The 17,848-nt window shown below is 30.3% G+C and carries 17 protein-coding genes and 1 tRNA gene; 12 read left to right on the top strand and 6 right to left on the bottom strand.

The annotated features are described in order from the left end of the window. The first annotated feature begins 2 nt into the window (after positions 1–2). The 10 genes from ACE193_RS20820 (at position 3) to ACE193_RS20865 (ending at position 8,238) form a co-directional block, all read left to right on the top strand. Complete coding sequence (locus ACE193_RS20820; protein ID WP_375560134.1) at positions 3–593, top strand: DUF1415 family protein; 591 nt, start codon at positions 3–5, stop codon at positions 591–593. A gap of 77 nt (positions 594–670) precedes the next feature. Further along, positions 671–2,203, top strand: a complete 1,533-nt coding sequence (gene rodA, locus ACE193_RS20825; RefSeq protein ID WP_375560135.1) for a rod shape-determining protein RodA — start codon at positions 671–673, stop codon at positions 2,201–2,203. Positions 2,204–2,287: 84 nt separating this feature from the next. After that, positions 2,288–3,088 (top strand): glycosyltransferase family 2 protein, encoded by an 801-nt coding sequence (locus tag ACE193_RS20830; protein WP_375560136.1) that lies wholly within the window; start codon positions 2,288–2,290, stop codon positions 3,086–3,088. 137 nt (positions 3,089–3,225) lie between these two features. Next, positions 3,226–3,921 carry a hypothetical protein gene (locus ACE193_RS20835; protein ID WP_375560137.1) on the top strand — a complete coding sequence of 232 codons (696 nt, stop codon included), beginning with the start codon at positions 3,226–3,228 and terminating at the stop codon, positions 3,919–3,921. A gap of 3 nt (positions 3,922–3,924) precedes the next feature. Then, entirely contained in the window at positions 3,925–4,734 is an 810-nt protein-coding gene (locus ACE193_RS20840; protein WP_375560138.1) for a hypothetical protein, read from the top strand. A 79-nt stretch (positions 4,735–4,813) separates the two neighbouring features. Then, positions 4,814–5,488: a hypothetical protein gene (locus ACE193_RS20845; RefSeq protein WP_375560139.1), complete on the top strand. Its 675-nt coding sequence runs from the start codon at positions 4,814–4,816 to the stop codon at positions 5,486–5,488. A 9-nt stretch (positions 5,489–5,497) separates the two neighbouring features. Beyond that, positions 5,498–6,214: a hypothetical protein gene (locus tag ACE193_RS20850; protein WP_375560140.1), complete on the top strand. Its 717-nt coding sequence runs from the start codon at positions 5,498–5,500 to the stop codon at positions 6,212–6,214. 3 nt (positions 6,215–6,217) lie between these two features. Beyond that, positions 6,218–6,880 carry a hypothetical protein gene (locus ACE193_RS20855; RefSeq protein ID WP_375560141.1) on the top strand — a complete coding sequence of 221 codons (663 nt, stop codon included), beginning with the start codon at positions 6,218–6,220 and terminating at the stop codon, positions 6,878–6,880. A 27-nt stretch (positions 6,881–6,907) separates the two neighbouring features. Beyond that, positions 6,908–7,486 carry a hypothetical protein gene (locus ACE193_RS20860; protein ID WP_375560142.1) on the top strand — a complete coding sequence of 193 codons (579 nt, stop codon included), beginning with the start codon at positions 6,908–6,910 and terminating at the stop codon, positions 7,484–7,486. A 5-nt stretch (positions 7,487–7,491) separates the two neighbouring features. After that, complete coding sequence (locus ACE193_RS20865) at positions 7,492–8,238, top strand: hypothetical protein (protein WP_375560143.1); 747 nt, start codon at positions 7,492–7,494, stop codon at positions 8,236–8,238. A gap of 146 nt (positions 8,239–8,384) precedes the next feature. Here the strand turns inward: ACE193_RS20865 and secDF are convergent, their stop codons facing one another. The 5 genes from secDF to ACE193_RS20890 form a co-directional block, all read right to left on the bottom strand. Continuing rightward, positions 8,385–11,540 (bottom strand): protein translocase subunit SecDF, encoded by a 3,156-nt coding sequence (gene secDF, locus ACE193_RS20870; RefSeq protein WP_375560144.1) that lies wholly within the window; start codon positions 11,538–11,540, stop codon positions 8,385–8,387. A 235-nt stretch (positions 11,541–11,775) separates the two neighbouring features. Next, positions 11,776–12,231 carry a hypothetical protein gene (locus ACE193_RS20875; RefSeq protein ID WP_375560145.1) on the bottom strand — a complete coding sequence of 152 codons (456 nt, stop codon included), beginning with the start codon at positions 12,229–12,231 and terminating at the stop codon, positions 11,776–11,778. Positions 12,232–12,313: 82 nt separating this feature from the next. Continuing rightward, on the bottom strand, positions 12,314–13,402 hold the full coding sequence (locus ACE193_RS20880; RefSeq protein ID WP_375560146.1) for a hypothetical protein: 1,089 nt from the start codon (positions 13,400–13,402) through the stop codon (positions 12,314–12,316). A gap of 116 nt (positions 13,403–13,518) precedes the next feature. Further along, on the bottom strand, positions 13,519–14,565 hold the full coding sequence (locus ACE193_RS20885; RefSeq protein ID WP_375560147.1) for an acyltransferase family protein: 1,047 nt from the start codon (positions 14,563–14,565) through the stop codon (positions 13,519–13,521). Positions 14,566–14,683: 118 nt separating this feature from the next. Then, positions 14,684–14,757 (bottom strand) — tRNA-Met (locus ACE193_RS20890). A 246-nt stretch (positions 14,758–15,003) separates the two neighbouring features. Here ACE193_RS20890 and bcp point away from each other — a divergent pair. After that, positions 15,004–15,453, top strand: a complete 450-nt coding sequence (bcp, locus tag ACE193_RS20895; protein ID WP_375560148.1) for a thioredoxin-dependent thiol peroxidase — start codon at positions 15,004–15,006, stop codon at positions 15,451–15,453. Positions 15,454–15,527: 74 nt separating this feature from the next. On the opposite strand, the gene ACE193_RS20900 is transcribed toward bcp, so the two are convergent. Beyond that, positions 15,528–16,064: a lipocalin-like domain-containing protein gene (locus ACE193_RS20900; RefSeq protein WP_375560149.1), complete on the bottom strand. Its 537-nt coding sequence runs from the start codon at positions 16,062–16,064 to the stop codon at positions 15,528–15,530. A gap of 133 nt (positions 16,065–16,197) precedes the next feature. Between ACE193_RS20900 and ACE193_RS20905 the strand changes: the two genes are divergently transcribed. After that, entirely contained in the window at positions 16,198–16,842 is a 645-nt protein-coding gene (locus tag ACE193_RS20905) for an MBL fold metallo-hydrolase (protein WP_375560150.1), read from the top strand. Positions 16,843–17,848: the final 1,006 nt, after the last annotated feature.

A 17,848-nucleotide genomic window follows, 5' to 3' on the forward strand; every position in this document is an offset into this window, starting at 1 on the left:
ATATGAACGAAATAAAAAACAACACAAAAAAATGGTTTGAAGACTGGATTTTGAAATTAAATCTTTGTCCATTTGCTCATTCTGTTTATGCAAAAAAGCAAATTCGTTTTGAAATAGAAGAAAGCAATAGTTTTGAAAAATGCGTACAGAAAGCTGTTTCTGAAATTGAACTTTTAGAAGAAAATAATAATTCTGAAAATCAAAATTATATAGACACAACACTTTTAGTTTTTCCAAATATTTTTTTAAACATTGATAAGGCTAATGAAAACGAAGAAAATCAGCCATTCAACGATTTTTTAGATTTTGTAGCTTTATTGGATTTATATTTGGAACAAAATAGTTTAGAGGGTAAATTTCAACTTGTCGCTTTTCATCCAAATTATATTTTTGCAGGCGAAGACAAAAGCTCAAAAAGTCATTTTACCAATCGCAGTCCTTATCCAATCTTGCATATTTTGCGAGAAGAAAGCGTAGAAAAAGCGATCGAAAATTTTAGTCAAGTAGAATCTATTCCTCAAAAAAATATAGAAAAATTAGAAAATTTAAAAGAAGATAATTTTGAATGGTTAGAATCTTTTTCTTCTTTGTAAAACCCTAAGGGTCTCCAAGACCCTTAGGATTTAAATACACATATCACGAATAGTTAATAAATCATTAATCACTAAAAATGTACGGTTCTTCTTCCTCTTCTCGTTCGCCTTTCTCTCAGTTAGACTGGATGACAATTTTATTGTTTTTTGGACTTCTTACTTGGGGTTGGATTAGTATTTATGCAGCCATTTATGACGCTGAAAAAACTTATACTGTTACTCAATTTTTGTTTAAGACCAACGCAGGAAAACAAATCATGTGGATTGGGCTGGCAACAATGCTTGCTCTTGTTTTGATGCTTTTAGATGTTCGGCTTTTTGCTTCTGTTTCTCCCTTTTTTTATATCGGAACAATGGCTTTACTGGTCGGAGTTTTACTTTTTGGAAGGGAAGTCGCAGGCTCAAAGTCGTGGTTTGATTTTGGAGGAATTCGCTTCCAACCTGCCGAACTTGCCAAAGTAGGAACGGCTCTGATGATAGCCTTTTTTTTAGGAAACAAACGAGTAAGTGCCGAAAAATGGAAGTATATTGGTGTTTTGATGGTCATTATTGGTATTCCTGCTGTTCTTACAATTTTACAAGGAGATACGGGTTCTGCGATGGTTTTTGCTAGTTTTTTCATTGTTTTTTACCGTGAAGGATTGCCTTCTTTTATTATGGTGGCTGGGCTTTCTGCTATTTTGCTTTTGGTAGCTACACTCGTTATGCTCTCCGATTTGTGGGGATTGATGCAGCGAATTATTGTCATTGGAGGAGCTATTTTGCTTTTTATTCAACTCATAGATTTTTTCAGAAGACGAGCTGAAGACCGTCCAAAATGGTTTGTTTTTATGATAGAAATTGGTTTGAATGTTATTCTTTTGACAATTCCTTGGTGGCTTCCTATTCAAGAATATCAATCAGAAGATATTGCACTTATCAAATCTGAATCTTTCAAACAAAATTTGATGTGGCTAAGTGGTATTTTTGCTGTTTGGTTATTTATAAAAGGAATTTTTTCACTTACAATAGACAAAAAATACAAACCAATTTGGCTTGTTGGCTTTATCGTAATGGCTGCTGTGGCGATTGTGGGAGGATTAGACTTTTTTGTAAAAGATGTTTTGAAAGAATATCAACGCAAAAGATTAGAAGTTTTGGTCGACCCAACGCAAGGAAAACAAGATTTTGGGTGGCAAGTCTATAACTCAAAAAGTGCCATTAGTTCGGGAGGACTAACAGGAAAAGGATTTTTAGAAGGAACACACACAAAACTCAATTATGTGCCTGACCAAAGCACCGACTTTATTTATTGTACCATTGGAGAAGAGCAAGGCTGGGTAGGAAGTTTTGGTGTCTTGGTGTTGTTTGTTTTGCTGTTTTTTAGGCTCATTCACGTAGCAGAACGGCAAAAATCAAAATTTTCTAGGGTCTATGCCTATGGTGTAGTTTCGATTTTATTCTATCATTTTGTAGTAAATATCGGAATGACAATCGGGCTTTTTCCTGTAATTGGTATTCCATTGCCGTTTTTTAGTTATGGTGGCTCGTCGCTTTGGGGTTTTACACTATTACTTTTTATCTTGGTAAAATTGGATATGCACCGTAAAATTGAAGTCAAAATTGATTAAAATAGTGATTAGTTATAAATTATTAGTGATTAATTAACTACTCAAAACTAATCACTTATCACTAAACATTAATCACTAGAAATATTGAAATTAAGCATTATTACCGTCGTCCGAAATGCAAAAGAACTTTTCCTTCAAACACTTGAATCGGTCAAAAATCAAACGTATCAAAATATAGAATATGTAGTCATTGATGGAAATTCTACGGACGGAACAAAAGAAATCATAGAACAAAATCAAAAATTCATCAACACTTGGATAAGTGAAAAAGATAAAAGTCTTTATGATGCAATGAATAAAGGATTGAAACTCAGTACAGGCGATTTTGTATGGTTTTTACACGCAGGAGATACAATTCCAACTCCTCAAACGGTAGAAAATGTAATAAATAAAGTCTTGAATAAAAATAATTCTGAAATTCAAAGTGAAAATAGTATTTTTGAGAATATAGATTTTATTTATGGAAAAGTAAAGATTAAATACTTAGATAATACCTTCACAGATTATCACAAAACTGCTCCTCCAGAAAAGGAATTAGCAAAAAAAGGCTACAAAAATTTCTTGGAAGGAATGGTAATTTGTCATCAAGCGATGCTAGTTCGTAGAGAAATTGCGCCTTTGTATGATTTGGATTTTAGATTAGCTGGAGATATAGATTGGTCTATTCGTCTTTTTAGAGAAATAGAAAAACGCAAAAATAATGAGCAAGAAATAAGAGTAAAACAAGTAGAAATAACGATTGCTCACTTTTTGGCAGGAGGAATTTCGACTTCTCAAAAGAAAAAATCACTTCAAGAGCGTTTCCAAATCTTTCAAAAACATATTGGTTTCATAGGTGCAGTATGGCAGCATTTCATTATTTTTGGACAGCGACTTTTTAAATAAATCTTATTCTATTATGCCACAAAACCCAACAACTAAACTATCTTCTTTTATTGGAGTCACTTTGCTTCTTTTAGTAATAGGTTTTACAATTTCTATTAATTTTTTTTGGTAAGAAGAAAGTAGAGACTGCAAAGCAGATGTCAGAAACTCAAAAAGAAGCAACTAATACATTAATACGAGAAAAAAGACATCTTAGAAATTTTGATTCTCTTGATTTAGTCAAACTGTGGAAACTAAAAGACATACAAACAATTCAAATCAAATCGAAAAGATATGATAATAGACAAACAGAACTAAAAATTAATAAAATACTAGCTGTGACCAAAACATATGATCCTATGTATGATTTTGAATTTAAAAAAATGAATGATTCTTTAAAGAGGCATTTCCAAGAAGAATATCGGAATCTTACCGAAAAGGATTTTATTAATAATCAACTTAATAATCAACCAAATGCTGATTCAAGAAAAGTTTTTATTACTGCTTATGGAAGGTTGATATTAGAACATTATTATTATAATTTTAAATATGATACGGATGTAAATATTAAACAGGATAAAGACACAATAAGAAAAGTGAAGGTTAATCATTTTAATATAACAACCACCGACTTGTTGAAGGAGATAGGAGAAATATTTTTAGATTATCAAATTAATTCAATTAATACCAATACAGAACATGGTGATTTTACCTGTATAATTTTAAAAGATGGAAGACAAATCTTTTTGATAAAGAAAGATGCTGAAATAATAGAGGATTATTATAAAGAGCTGATAGAAAATGCTGAATCGCTAAATGATAGTACCAAAGTTATCTACCCTTACCAGAAATAAAATATGCCACAAAATCAATCATCAAATAAATTTTCAGCAATTATAGGCTTTCTTTTACTGATTGCAATTATTGGTTTTACGGTTTTTGTGAATTTCTTTGTAGAAAAAGAAGTAGAGCATACCAAAAAAGAAGAGAATAAAGAAATAATTACTCAAGATTCTACTAAAGATAAGATACTTGTAAAGTCATATTTTAATGCTTTTAATAAAGAAGATGTAGAAAATTTTTGGAAATTAGAAAACTTCAAAACAGATTCTATGCAAGTTGAAAAAGATAAAAATATCACGTCCATACAATTAAAAAAGATACTCCTTACAACGAAAATGAAAATGTACTATTATGGAAAAGATGAGGTTTCTTTCAATAAATTAAATGATTCTTTAGAGATAGTTTTTCAAAAAAAGTATGGTGAAAATTATAGAAAAGAGGGTTTTTCTACTACCAATCCTAGTATTCCATCTATAAAGACACATCTTGTTTATTATGGCAAATTAGAATTTAACTATCAAAATCAAGATAATGACCGTTATGGTAGCAAGGTATTTGAAAAATTTAAAATTGATGATTCAAACAAAAAGTTATTTAATCTAACTGAAATAGGAGATATTTTTATAAAATATCAAATAAGAGCTATTTACAATGACCCAGAAGTAGGAGATTTTACTATAATTGTTCTAACAGATGGAAAAGAAATATTTTTGATAAAAGAAAATACAAAAGTAAAAGCAGAGTTTTTTGAAAAATTACTACTAAAAGCAGCATATATAAATGACAGTACAAGAATTATTTTCCCTTCAGAAAAAACTAAATAAGGCGAATAAATCGTATATTCGTTGCAAATTATGCAGCGATTAGAAGATCAATAAAGAAATTATTAATTTTTAAAATCGTATGCCACAAAATCAATCATCAAATAAACTGTCATCAATCATAGGTTTCCTTTTACTAGCTGGAATTATTGGCTTTACTGTTTTTATAAATTTTTTTGTAGGACAGCCAATTGAGGAAGAGTTTGAAGAAGAGGAAGAAGTAATAATAGAGGTAGAAGAGCCAAAGTTTAGAGCTTTGGATTCTACAGATTTAGCTAATCTTTGGAAACTAGAGAAATTACATACAGGGTTAATAACAGAAAGTAAGAATGGAGAAAAGACTGTTGTGGAAATTGATAAAATAATAAGCATTGAAGATTTTAGGGATATTATAAATAGTGAAAATCCTGATGAGTTTAAGAACTTCAAACAAAAATTTATTGTCGATTATGGAATACTATCCTTCGAACATTTAGGAACTGATAAAGTAATTATTGATAATATCAAAATAGAACATCTTAAAAAGTCTGTTACTGATTCGACTACATTGAAAGAAATAGGAAATATATATTCACAGTATCAAGTTCAATCTATTAGCACTGAGACAATGCATGGGGAATTTACTCGTGTTATGCTGAAAGATGGTAGAGAAATATTCTTAGTAAGAGCAAAATCAAAGGTTACGGAGGAATATAAAAGAGTGATAGAAAGTGCTGATTGTTTGAATGATAGCACAAGAATAATGTATCCTTATTAAAAATAAAATATGCCACAAAATACATCATCAAACAAATTTTCATCAATAATAGGCTTTCTTTTATTAGCTGGAATTGTTGGTTTTACTGTTTTTATAAATTTCTTTACTGAAAAACCCGTTGAAGAAATAAAAGAGGAAGTAGATATAGTAGAAGTAGAAGAACCAGAATTTAGTATTTTAGATTCGATTGATTTGGCTAATCTTTGGGAATTAAGATATTTTCAGGCAGAAGGACATACTTACGAAAATCGTCAAAAAACCTTCATGTCTATCAATGAAATAAAAGGTATTTTAAATCATAACCCTTTAGGAGGTGCTAATTATAATGAAGCATCTGATTCTGTAAAGCAACTATTAGAAAAAATATATAATAGTAGTTCCAAAAAAGAGTTTGTTGTGAATTATGGAATATTAGCTTTCAAACATAGTGATTTTGATAAGAATAATGATAAAATAATATTTGAAAATTTTAAAGCAATTCCCTCAGACCTTAGTCGCTCCGATTCTATTAAACTCAAGGAAATAGGAAATATAATCTTAAACTATCAGATAGAATCTATTTTTACTGAATCAAAGGCAGGAGATTTTACCAAAATTGAATTAAAAGATGGAAGACAATTATTTTTGATAAAACAAAATGCAAAAATAAAAACGGAATATTCCAAAAAACTCATCGAACGAGCAGAGTTTATAAATGACAGCACAAAAGTTATTTACCCTTATTAAAATATGCCACAAAATCAATCATCAAATAAAGTCTCATCAATCATAGGTTTTCTTTTATTAGCTGGAATTGTTGGTTTTACTGTTTTTATAAGTTTTTTTGTTGAAAAAACAAGTGAAGAAGTAGTAGAAGTTAAGACAGATGAGGAGGTAGAAAAAACACCTTTACATAAAGATTTTACTAAAATAGAAATTGGACAGCTTTGGCAATTAGAGGGTGTTGAATCTAAAAGGGTAGTTATACCAAACAAAGAAAAGGAACTGTACATGTCAGTTAATAAAAGAAGGAAATGTTTTGGTTTTACTTTTTTGAATGATATAGATGAGTATGAAAGAGATTTCCTTTCAAAGGATAGTTCATATATTCATTATGGAATATTGAAGTTTAATAGAAATGAAAGAATGCAAATGGAAAGTTTTGAACTTTTATATTATGATATGAATTCAGTTGCCTCACATGTGGGGCATCTGATTGCAAAATTTCAAATAAGCTCTATAGATTTTTTACCAAAAAATAATTATTTTACTTGTATTAATTTTAATGATAGCTCAAAAGTATTTTTGATAAAAGACAACGAGAGCATAAAAAACACTTACTATAAGGAGTTTATAAAAGAAGCTAAATTTCTAAATGATAGCACAAAATTATATTTACCTAAAGTAGAGTAAAATTATTATTCTAAAAGAATATTCAACATGCCACAAAATACATTAACAAATAAATTTTCATCAATCATAGGTTTCCTTTTACTAGCTGGAATTGTTGGTTTTACTGTTGTTACAAATATCTTTGTACAGAAAACAGAAGCCGAAGCAAGAAAAGAACATGCTTGGGAAGTCAAATTAGCAAATAGTAAGTTGGAAGCCTTTCAGTCAAATGATTTAGCTAAACTTTGGAAGCTAGAAAACTTACAAACTGATTCTATCAAAATTGATTATGATAAAAAAAGAACGTTAATAACAATAATTAATTATGGAAAGATAGATTTTAGACACTCTTATAATGGAAAACATATAATGACATTTGAAGATTTTTTGCTAAAAGGTTCTGTAAATCATAAAAAACTAACGGATATAGGGAGTTTATTTGTAAAATATCAGATTCAATCTATCCATACCACAACAGAGTTAGGAGATTTTACTCATATAAATTTCAAAGATGGTAGAAGTATTTTTTTAGTAAAAAAGAATGCAAAACTTGAAGAGGAGTATAAAAGAATTTTAGGAAATGCACAATCATTAAATGATAGTACAAAACTACTTTATAGTAATTAAATCGTATGCCACAAAGTCCATCATCAAATAAAGTCTCATCAATAATAGGTTTCCTTTTACTAACTGGAATTGTTGGTTTTACTGTTTTTATAAATTTCTTTTCTGAAGAACCGACAGAAGAAATAGAAAAAGCAACGGTTGAAGCAATACTAGAAGATACATTAGAAGTCAGTTACAATAGATCTTTTACAGAGAATGATTTAGCAAACTTTTGGAAGCTAGAAAATATACATACAGATTCTGTAACAATAAATTTAGAGGAAAATAGAACATACATGAAAATCTATAGAGAGCTAAGCTTTACAGAATTTAATCCTTTTAGAGATTCTACATTAATTGAAATATTAGGAAAAGACGAAATGTGTAGATTATATAAAGATTTCTCCTTATCAAGATACAGAATTTATAATGGCATAATTTCATTCAAACACATAGAAGAAAAAGCAGATTCATCTTCTAAAGAACCTACTGCTTTCTTTAAAGAATTTCACATACATCATACAGAAGCAGAAGATTTTGCATTAGCCATGGCTGAAATAGCTAATACAATTATTGATTATCAAATCAAATCTATTACTACGCTACCAGAAGGAGGAAATTTTACTCAAATAGAATTTAAAGACGGAAGAAAATTATTTTTGATAAAAGAAAATGCTGAAATACTAAATGATTCTTGTAAGAAAATCATAGAGAATGCTGATTACTTAAATGATAGTACAAAAATACTTTTACTTGATTCCTCTGATTTATAATTTGTGATTTTAATCAAAGTGCAATTTAGAAACTACTTTTCGATTTCGTCTAACAAAAAATCCCTTCTAACAACCAAGTCAGAAGGGATTTTGAATTTCTAAGAAGTAATTAACTAATCATTTATAGTTAATCACTAATCACTATATTAGTATTTCTTAGGTTTTTTAGGTCTTACAAGAGGTTGAGCTTCTTGTTGCTCTTGAGGATTATTTGCTTCCTCTTCCATGGCTTTCATATATTCAGCCATTTCTTCTTTATCAGAATATTGTTGAGCATATTTTTCTTTCTTCTTTTCTAGTAATGCACGCTCATTTTCAATAGCATTTTTAGAATACAAATCTAATACTAAAGGAGTTGCAACAAAAACAGAAGAATATGTACCTACAATTACACCAATAAGAAGAGCAAAAGAGAATCCTTTAAGAGCTTCTCCACCGAAAATAAACAAAATCAAGACTACCAAAAGTGTAGTAACAGAAGTAATTAATGTTCTACTAAGTGTAGCATTGACAGCTCCATTGATTGTTTCTTGTAAATCTTCATCTACTCTATCATTGAGAGCTTCACGAATACGGTCAAACACAACTACTGTATCATTCAATGAATAACCAATTACAGTAAGAATGGCTGCAATAAATACTTGGTCAATCTCAACAGCAAATCCTAAAAGGTAAGCGATTGCAAAAAGAGAAAGTACAATCAAACTATCGTGTGTAAGGGCAGCCACAGCACCAGCACCAAAACGCCAGTTGCTAAAACGAACTGAAATATAACCAAACATCAAAATCAAGGCTACAATTACAGCAGTACGAGCTGAGTCAGCAATATCATCAGCGATAGTTGCACCTACTTTCGAAGTGCTTACTACTTCTGGATTAAGAGCTACATATTTTTCTCCCAAACTAGCCATAATTTCGTTCTGAATAGCAACATCTACATCAGTAGATTCTTCTTCCGAACGATAGCTTGTTGTGATTTTTACTTTATCATTTCCATCATAGCTTTTTACTTCTACACTTGTTTGAAGTTTTTGTTCGATACTTGCTTCAATTTGCGAAGGAGTTACATCTTGTGAAAAAGCAACTACATACGAGCGTCCACCTGTGAAATCAACACCCATATTTAAGCCATTTGTAAATAAAATGGCAGCACCAATAACAATCACAACACCAGAAACAATATAGCCAATCTTGCGTTTGCCCATAAAGTTGAAGTTAGTGTTAGCCAACATACTTTTAGTAAATGGAGTAGAGAAAGACATATTGCTCTCATCTCCTTTACGGCTCATCCAATAGATAATCAAACGACTTACATAAACTGCTGTAAAGAATGAACAAACAATACCAATCATCAAAGTAACGGCAAAACCTTTGATAGGACCTGCGCCCAATACATAAAGTACAACCGAAGTGATAAGTGTTGTTACGTTGGCATCAATAATTGTAATTAAAGCTCGTTGGAAACCATCTTCAATCGAAACCATCAAACCTTTTCCTAGTGCAAGTTCTTCTCTAATTCTTTCAAAAATCAAAACGTTTGCATCTACCGACATACCGATTGTAAGTACAATACCTGCAATACCTGGAAGTGTAAGTGCAGCTCCAAGTTGAGCCAAAAGTCCGAAGATAAAGAAGATATTTGCAAGAAGAGCTACGTTTGCTACAATACCAGCTTTTGCATAATAAACAATCATAAATATAACTACTAAACTAAGTCCAACAAGAATAGAATAGATACCTTGATTTTGTGCAGCAGCTCCCAAAGAAGGTCCTACTACTGCTTCTTCTACAATACGAGTAGGAGCAGGAAGTTTACCAGCTTTCAAGATATTTGCTAAGTCTGTTGCTTCTTCAATAGTAAAGCTACCAGAGATAGAAGAACGACCACCACCAATTTCTTCGTTTACATTTGGAGCAGAATATACATAATCATCAAGAACGATTGCAATCTGACGACCTACATTTTTTCCTGTGAGGTCTTTCCAAAGACGTGCGCCTTCTCCATTCATAGCTAGAGAAACCTCTACTTGTCCGTTTGGATTGATGTCTTGACGAGCATCAGTAACTACATCCCCTGTCATTGGAGATTTGCCACCTGCTGCTGTTTTGATGACATGAAGTGTATAAAATGACTTTCCTTCGTTTTCTGCATCTGGTTTTACACCCCAAAAGAATTTCATGTCTTTAGGAATGATACTTTTTACCATTGGGTCATTCAATATTTTATTGATAGAAGAAGTATCTAAGGCTTCATACGTCAATGTAAAATAAGTTTGACTAAGAGGAGTGAGTTTTGAAAAAAGAGGAGAAACAGTTTGATTTTGAGTAGTATCTGCATCAGCTAATAAATCATCAGCTTTTGCAGAAGAATCATTTGCAGCAAGTGTTGTACTATCTGTTTGTGTATCATCATCATTCATTATCAAATCATTTCCTGTATCAGCCGTAACTGTTGTATCAGGAAGTGTCAAATCGTCTGTTTTTTCAGTTTCTACTTTTTCCATACGATTTTCTACCCAAAATGTATTGATTTGTGTCAAAACTTCTTGGTATTCTTGTGGCTGATAAACTTCCCAAAACTCTAGTTTTGCAACACCTTGTAATAAATCACGAACACGTTCTGCATTACTTACCCCTGGAAGTTCTACCTGAATACGGCTAGTTCCTTCAATAAGCTGAACATTTGGCTGTGTTACACCAAATTTATCTACACGAGTACGGATAATTTCGAAAGCTCTTTGAACAGAACCATCTACTTCTGCACGAATAAAATCTTCTACTTCTTTGTCAGAAGAACGGAAATTGATTTTTCCACTATTTGCAGAAGTAGCAAAAACGTCTTTCAATTTGCCTTCGCCTGCTTTTTCTTGATAAGCATCAAAGAAAAGCTCTACATAACGGTCTTGGCTAGAAGCCTGTTGTTTGTTTGCTTCTGCAAGTGCAGCTTGAAAGTCTTCATTTTGGCTTTCATTAGACAATGCTTTCAAGATGTCTATTGGAGAAACTTCAAGTGTTACGTGCATACCACCTTGAAGGTCAAGACCAAGATTAAGCTCTTTTTCTTTTACTTCTTGATAGGTGAAGTTAGCGATTAGGATGTCATAAACAGGCTGTGACCACATAGAGTCCAAATACTGTTTTTTGAGTTTTGCTTGGACTTCTGAGTCGCCTTGTGCTTTTTCTGTTGCATAAGCTACTGCGTTGCTTTCTACGTTGCGAGATACAAGTGTGAATGATAATGAAAACAGACACAAAACTGCAAAGAGAATAGCAAGGAATATAATAAAACCTCTATTTTGCATGAGAATATAAGAATTACGGATTACGAATTATGAAATAATCAGCGTAGCTAATTACGGATTACAAAGCATAAAACTTCATAATAAACAAAACGAAACCCAATGTTAAGAATTGAAATATATAAATGTGTGAAATGAAATTGCGATGCGATTGGAAGAAAACAGTCATACCATATAATCAATAATAAAGTCGAAGACTTAAAAGAATATTAACTGATAACTGTTTACTGATAACTGACTACGGTGCATTTGGGGAAATAAAGCACCTAAATAGTGTTTTGAAGAATGTAGAACTAGAAAAGTAATAACTTACACTATTTATTTTTTGAGTAGAAAAAGAAAGAAAACTAAACTCTATACTAGGAGCAAGAATTATATTTTGAAAAAACTCAGTAGTAACAAATCCTTGCAAAAGAGCTTCCGAAGAAGATGCTGTTTTGAGTGTAAGAGGTTCTTTTTCTGGTTGATTGTCAGAGTTAGATATTTTTTTTGTATCTATATCTGTATCAAGATTATTGACTGATGAATAGTCAAGTCTTGCATTTTCTGTAAGGTTAATAAAATTATTTTCTATCCATCTAGCATTTGCTTCTACACCAGCAAAACGCATTGTTGTCGAAAAGACAACTAGCACTAGCATAAAGCAAGTCATGAAAAGAGTGCGAGAAGGAGCAGAAGAAATAACTTTAGACATTAACTAAATTAGTATTTTTAGATAGAATACAGTTTGTAATAGAACTGCAAAAGTAGTGTTTTTAATTTAGAATCCAAAAATATCATCCAATATTTCCTACAATAATAATTTTAAATAAGTAACCAATACCACTAATGAAATGAAGAAGAAATATACTGCTAAGTAGTATCGTTTTCCAAATTTTGATTTTTCTTTGTTGTATTTTCTTAAAAACAAAGATACTTATCACTAAGAATAGCATATAGTTCGCTACAATGAGTTGCCATCCAAAATTTCCATGATAAAGTCTTGGTCCTGTTTCTACAATAAAAGCTGCAATTAAAAAAGCAAAAATATATAGTAATATAGAATATCTTATTAAGAATATATTTTTTAATTCTTTTATGATTAATAAGCTTATGATAGGAAATAGTGTACTAATAATGAAGTCGACAAAAAAATTGGTACTATAACTATTAAAAAGTAAAAAAGGAGCAATACCTATATTACTTTGCTCAGAATCTACTGAAGTAGAATTATTGAAGAGATATATTATACAGTATAATATGATGATTCCTATGAATAATGCTGAGCTTATAGAAAAACCAATAGTTACTTTTTTATTGAATTTCTTTTCCCATAAGAGAATCATTAATGGAAAAGAAGGAATAAAAATAAATAGAAAACTTGGTTTGATAAGTAAATTTATAGTCCCCAGTATAATTATATAACAAATATTTTTTCTATGAATAGTATTGCTCTCTATAAATTCCAATGAATAACAAAATAGCAAAACAGCAAAAGGCATAAGAAATATTATAGTTGAGTTGTGCCAAGCTGAAATAGCTATACGACCTAAATAAAATTTATAATCTTGAAAATCATAAAAAATAGGATTCAAAAATAGAATACAAGCAATAAAACCAAGAAACAGGTAAGTATTCTTAAAAGAGTGTAAAGTATTTGGATAAATATGATTAGCTAATTGTAATGAAGCCAAATATTTACCTACCATAGCAAGAGAAAGAACAAAAATAGAGGCATTATTTATAGAAAATATTCTATTAAATCCTGAAATAATGTATATAGATAAATAATAGAGAGGAGGAATTGGAAAATTGTAATAATAAACAGACTCTTTTAGAATATTAGAATGTGCTTGGATATCAGTAGTAATACCAAAAAAAATCACTAAGTAAAAGAAAAATAAACTTATTATAAAAATAACTACTGATATAAATAATGTTCTATTATTTATAACTTGACTTCTATTATCAAAAAAATGGTTTAAATAAATTTTCATTTGCTTTATCTTGCAGGAACATGTCTATTTCTAAGTCTAATAATTGGTTTTTCTAAAAGTCTAAAAACAATATACCCTATTGTAAAAGACCAAAGAAACATAATAGGTACTTTTATCCAAACAGATGTAGCTCCTACATAATCAAAGATATAAATCCAAACATGTAACCATAAGGAATGAGCTAAATAGGTGCTATAAGAAGAAGTTGCTATTTTATAAGTGAGTGGTTTAGTTGCTAATGCAATAGGTTTGCCTCGCACAGCAACTATCAAACAAAGCCCATATAATATACCACTAATTGTTATAGAAATTTCTGCTTTTAATAGAGTAGGTAGAAATACATACGATGAAATAATGATAAATGTAGCTGCATAAATAAAATATCTATAAGGTATTAATCTATCAAAAAAAGTTTCGTGATAACGTAATATTTGAGAAATAACAACTCCTAGTAATAAGCTCTCATATCTAAAATGAGAAGCAACAACATCATAGCCAAATTTTAACCCTATTGTTTCATCATAAAATGAAAGCCTAAGTAGTATGGGGATAATAAACAAAACAATGAGAGAAATGATGGTTAGTTTTTTTGGAATTCGTAAAAATAACCAAACCAAAAAAGGCATTAATAGATAAAAATGTTCTTCTACACAAAGTGTCCAACTGATGACATAAAAGGGCATTTCTGTTTCATAATTTTGTAAAAAAAACAAATATGTCCAAGAAAATTCTTGCTCTCGTACTACATAAACAGCAATATATGCTAAGACCATAAAAAGGTAATACATCGGAACAGTACGATAAATCCTCCTAAGAATAAAAACTCTTATATTGACTTCTCCAACTCTATCATTCTCTTCCCAATAAATACTTCCGATCAAAAAACCACTCAAAATACAAAATAACTCTACACTACTAGAACCTAATACTTCCAACCATTTCCAAAGCCATAAAGGAACTCCTATTAAATTACAACAGTGATAAAAAACCACCATCATAACTGCTAATGCTCTAAGTAAATCTAAGTTTGGGTAACGAGAGATTTTTGCCATTTGATTTTGAGTTTTTTTGAAAAAGTAAATATACTATTTCAATAAGAAATTACAATAGTAAGCAATAAAAAAGTCTTTACTCAAAAAATGAATAAAGACCTTTGATATTTAATACTTGTAGCGAAGGAGAGATTCGAACTCTCGACCTCAGCATTATGAGTGCTGCGCTCTAACCAACTGAGCTACCTCGCCATATTTTATTTTTTCTTACTCTATTATAAGTTGGGTTTTTGTCCCTTATTGCGAGTGCAAAGGTAAAACGTTTTTTTTATTTTACCAACATTTTAAAGAAAAAAAATGGTTTTTTTTATAAAAAAAAGATTTTTGTATTTAATTTGTTGTAAGTCAGTGAATTATGATTTTATTTTTTTTATCAAAACTTTACTTCATATTTTTTAGTTCGATAGTTTTAATTTTTTCACTAAAAAAGATTTTATTATGGAACTCAAAAAAGGCGATAAAGCACCTGAATTTACAGCACACGACCAAAATGGACATGAAGTCAAACTTTCTCAACTCAAAGGAAAGAAAGTAATTCTTTATTTTTATCCAAAAGATGATACTCCAGGATGTACTGCACAGGCTTGTAATTTAAGAGATAATTATACAGACCTTAAAGAAAAGGGGTATGAGGTTTTGGGAGTGAGTAAGGATGGTGTTGCTTCGCACAAAAAATTTGCTGAAAAATATGATTTGCCTTTTCCTCTTTTAGTTGATGAAGATCATTCTATAAATGAAGCGTATGGTGTTTGGAAGGAAAAAAATATGTTTGGTAAAAAGTATATGGGAACACAACGTACTACTTTTGTAATTGATGCAGAAGGAAAAGTTGAAGAGATTATCAAAAAGGTAAAAACAAAAGAACACACAGAACAAATTATAAAGTAAAAGTTAGGTTTCAGAACTATGAAGTCAGAAGGTAAGTAATGATAACCTCTTTGTCTGACTTCATACTTCTAACCTTATTTTGCTCTTCTCATCACAAATTCAGTTATATATTTTCCATACCATTCAGGTTTTTGTCCATTTGGATAGGTTTCATCAAAGAAAACTAAGCGTAACAAATCATCTTTAATAGTGTATCTATAAAACTGTTCTCCTCCCTCAAACCCAGGTACTTTTGCAATAAGTGCTGTTGTTGTAACCGTTGAATCTGTCATTGTATAAGTGCCTCCATTAAAAACAACAGAACTAAACCCAGCCATTTTTTCTTCATCAGTAGGCTTCGAAAGGTTTACAAATGGTGTTCTTGCTTTATCTATCGGAGTCCACATAATAGAATAACGATTTTTTTCAAAAATAAATAATCCATATTGGGCTTTGGGAATAGAATAAACAGTATCTTTTGTTTTCCAATGTACTTCTACCATTTCCCAAGAGCCAAGTAAAGGAGTTTGGGGTGTTTTTTTGATAGTAGTTTGATTCGGCTTACAAGAAGAAAAACCAATAACAAAAAACAAGGATAAGGCAGAAAGAATAAGTAAAAATTTGAATTTCATAGTAGAAGCGTTTATTTTGTGAATAATAAAAAAACAAGATAGAAAAAGTTACAATTAATTACGAATTTATTTTTCTTACAAGAAATTCAAAATAATTAAACAGCAAGGTAATTTCTCACTAATCACTAAAAATATGATCTCTATACAACAATTTACATTTAATCAGTTTCAAGAAAATACCTTTATTCTTTTTGATGAGACTAAAGAGGCTATTATCATTGATCCAGGTTGTTATTCGCCACAAGAAAAAGAAGTGTTAAAGGCTTTTATTAAGCAAAATGATTTAAAGATAGTTCGTCTTATCAATACACATTGTCATATTGATCATGTTTTGGGAAATAAATTTGTAAAAGATATGTATGATGTAAAATTAGAAGCTCACAAAATTGAATCTGAACAGCTCAACCAAGTTCCTTTATATGCCCCTTCGTATGGTTTTGGTGGTTATGATGCGACTATTGTTGATGTTTTTATAGACGAAAAAACAGATATTACTTTTGGGAATTCCACACTAAAAACACTTTTCGTACCAGGTCATTCCCCAGGTCATTTGGCTTTTTATTCAGTAGAGCAAAAATTTTGTGTCAATGGTGATGTTCTTTTTCTTCAAAGTATTGGAAGAACCGATTTACCTGGAGGTAGTATGGATGTTTTGAGAGATACAATTCAGAATGTAATGTACAAATTACCAGACGACACAAAAATCTATTGTGGACACGGAAATCCTACCATGATTGGTTTTGAGAAGAAAAATAATCATTTTATTAGAGAGTTATAAAGCAAGAGTTATTTTTTCTTCTATCTAATGTGTCGTTATCTGCTGGGAACAAACACTGCTAAGGAAAGAAACATTATTAATCGATTCTTACATATATGACAGATGCTTTTTAATTTGTAAAATACCAACTAAAGAAACTCACATTTGTTCTCATTGCTTTATTATATAATAAGCAAAGTTATTAAGTATAACTTGCAAACAGAACAAATGAAAGTTATATATCCCTCCAAATGGTGTGGCTTTGATACGTAAAAGCTATGAAGTATAAAAACATATTAAGATTATTTATGGCTAATTAAAGAAACCATTATTAGTTCTTATCAAGAAGAGTGAAGAGTTAGTTGCTCAACTTTTAATTAGAACAGATTGCTTTACGAGGTATTGGTCATCTTTTTTAAAAAAGTGTAAGTTGGGTAACTACTCTCCTAAAACGTTGTTATGAACAAATACTAAAGAAGATTGTCCTAACATAGATATGATTAGTTATTGAAAGACATACAGGATTAGTAGTTGGTTTTCATAGTGGAGTTAGAGATGAAGAGAGGATATTAGGGCTTTATTTGAGATAGACAAGCAATATAAAGGAAAAAGCTATTGTTTATGCTGACAGTTTTGTTTTGTATGGAACTGTATTTTCTAAAAAACAACTCTGACAAGAAGGTAAAAAAAGAGACAACTAAAATTGAGCGTTTTGAATAATACAATTAGACAAGAAATCGTAGGTTAGTGAGGTTTTCTTTTTTAAATGGGATAATCACTATAACTCAATCAAATATTTTTTAGTTAAACTACAACAAAACTATTGAAAAGAATCCATCATTATAAAGAACACTACTAGTAAAATTTCATTTCATAGAACATGATGTAAATAAAGATGGAGAGAAAGAACTCTACATTTTTTCTTATGAAACTTGTATGGGATATTTGAAAGTCTATAAAATCACTCGCTAAAAAGACTTCTTCTATATCTATATTTTGGAAAGTGAAATAAAATCTACAGAAGAAA

This window comes from Bernardetia aquimarina, from assembly GCF_042180575.1.
Taxonomy (GTDB): domain Bacteria; phylum Bacteroidota; class Bacteroidia; order Cytophagales; family Bernardetiaceae; genus Bernardetia.

What these genes read in the sequence shown, in the direction of transcription:
- ACE193_RS20820 (WP_375560134.1), top strand. Translation starts at nt 3, where the DNA reads ATGAACGAAATAAAAAACAACACAAAAAAATGGTTTGAAGACTGGATT.
- rodA (WP_375560135.1), top strand. Translation starts at nt 671, where the DNA reads ATGTACGGTTCTTCTTCCTCTTCTCGTTCGCCTTTCTCTCAGTTAGAC.
- ACE193_RS20835 (WP_375560137.1), top strand. Translation starts at nt 3,226, where the DNA reads ATGTCAGAAACTCAAAAAGAAGCAACTAATACATTAATACGAGAAAAA.
- ACE193_RS20840 (WP_375560138.1), top strand. Translation starts at nt 3,925, where the DNA reads ATGCCACAAAATCAATCATCAAATAAATTTTCAGCAATTATAGGCTTT.
- ACE193_RS20845 (WP_375560139.1), top strand. Translation starts at nt 4,814, where the DNA reads ATGCCACAAAATCAATCATCAAATAAACTGTCATCAATCATAGGTTTC.
- ACE193_RS20850 (WP_375560140.1), top strand. Translation starts at nt 5,498, where the DNA reads ATGCCACAAAATACATCATCAAACAAATTTTCATCAATAATAGGCTTT.
- ACE193_RS20855 (WP_375560141.1), top strand. Translation starts at nt 6,218, where the DNA reads ATGCCACAAAATCAATCATCAAATAAAGTCTCATCAATCATAGGTTTT.
- ACE193_RS20860 (WP_375560142.1), top strand. Translation starts at nt 6,908, where the DNA reads ATGCCACAAAATACATTAACAAATAAATTTTCATCAATCATAGGTTTC.
- ACE193_RS20865 (WP_375560143.1), top strand. Translation starts at nt 7,492, where the DNA reads ATGCCACAAAGTCCATCATCAAATAAAGTCTCATCAATAATAGGTTTC.
- secDF (WP_375560144.1), bottom strand. Translation starts at nt 11,540, where the DNA reads ATGCAAAATAGAGGTTTTATTATATTCCTTGCTATTCTCTTTGCAGTT.
- ACE193_RS20875 (WP_375560145.1), bottom strand. Translation starts at nt 12,231, where the DNA reads ATGTCTAAAGTTATTTCTTCTGCTCCTTCTCGCACTCTTTTCATGACT.
- ACE193_RS20885 (WP_375560147.1), bottom strand. Translation starts at nt 14,565, where the DNA reads ATGGCAAAAATCTCTCGTTACCCAAACTTAGATTTACTTAGAGCATTA.
- bcp (WP_375560148.1), top strand. Translation starts at nt 15,004, where the DNA reads ATGGAACTCAAAAAAGGCGATAAAGCACCTGAATTTACAGCACACGAC.
- ACE193_RS20900 (WP_375560149.1), bottom strand. Translation starts at nt 16,064, where the DNA reads ATGAAATTCAAATTTTTACTTATTCTTTCTGCCTTATCCTTGTTTTTT.
- ACE193_RS20905 (WP_375560150.1), top strand. Translation starts at nt 16,198, where the DNA reads ATGATCTCTATACAACAATTTACATTTAATCAGTTTCAAGAAAATACC.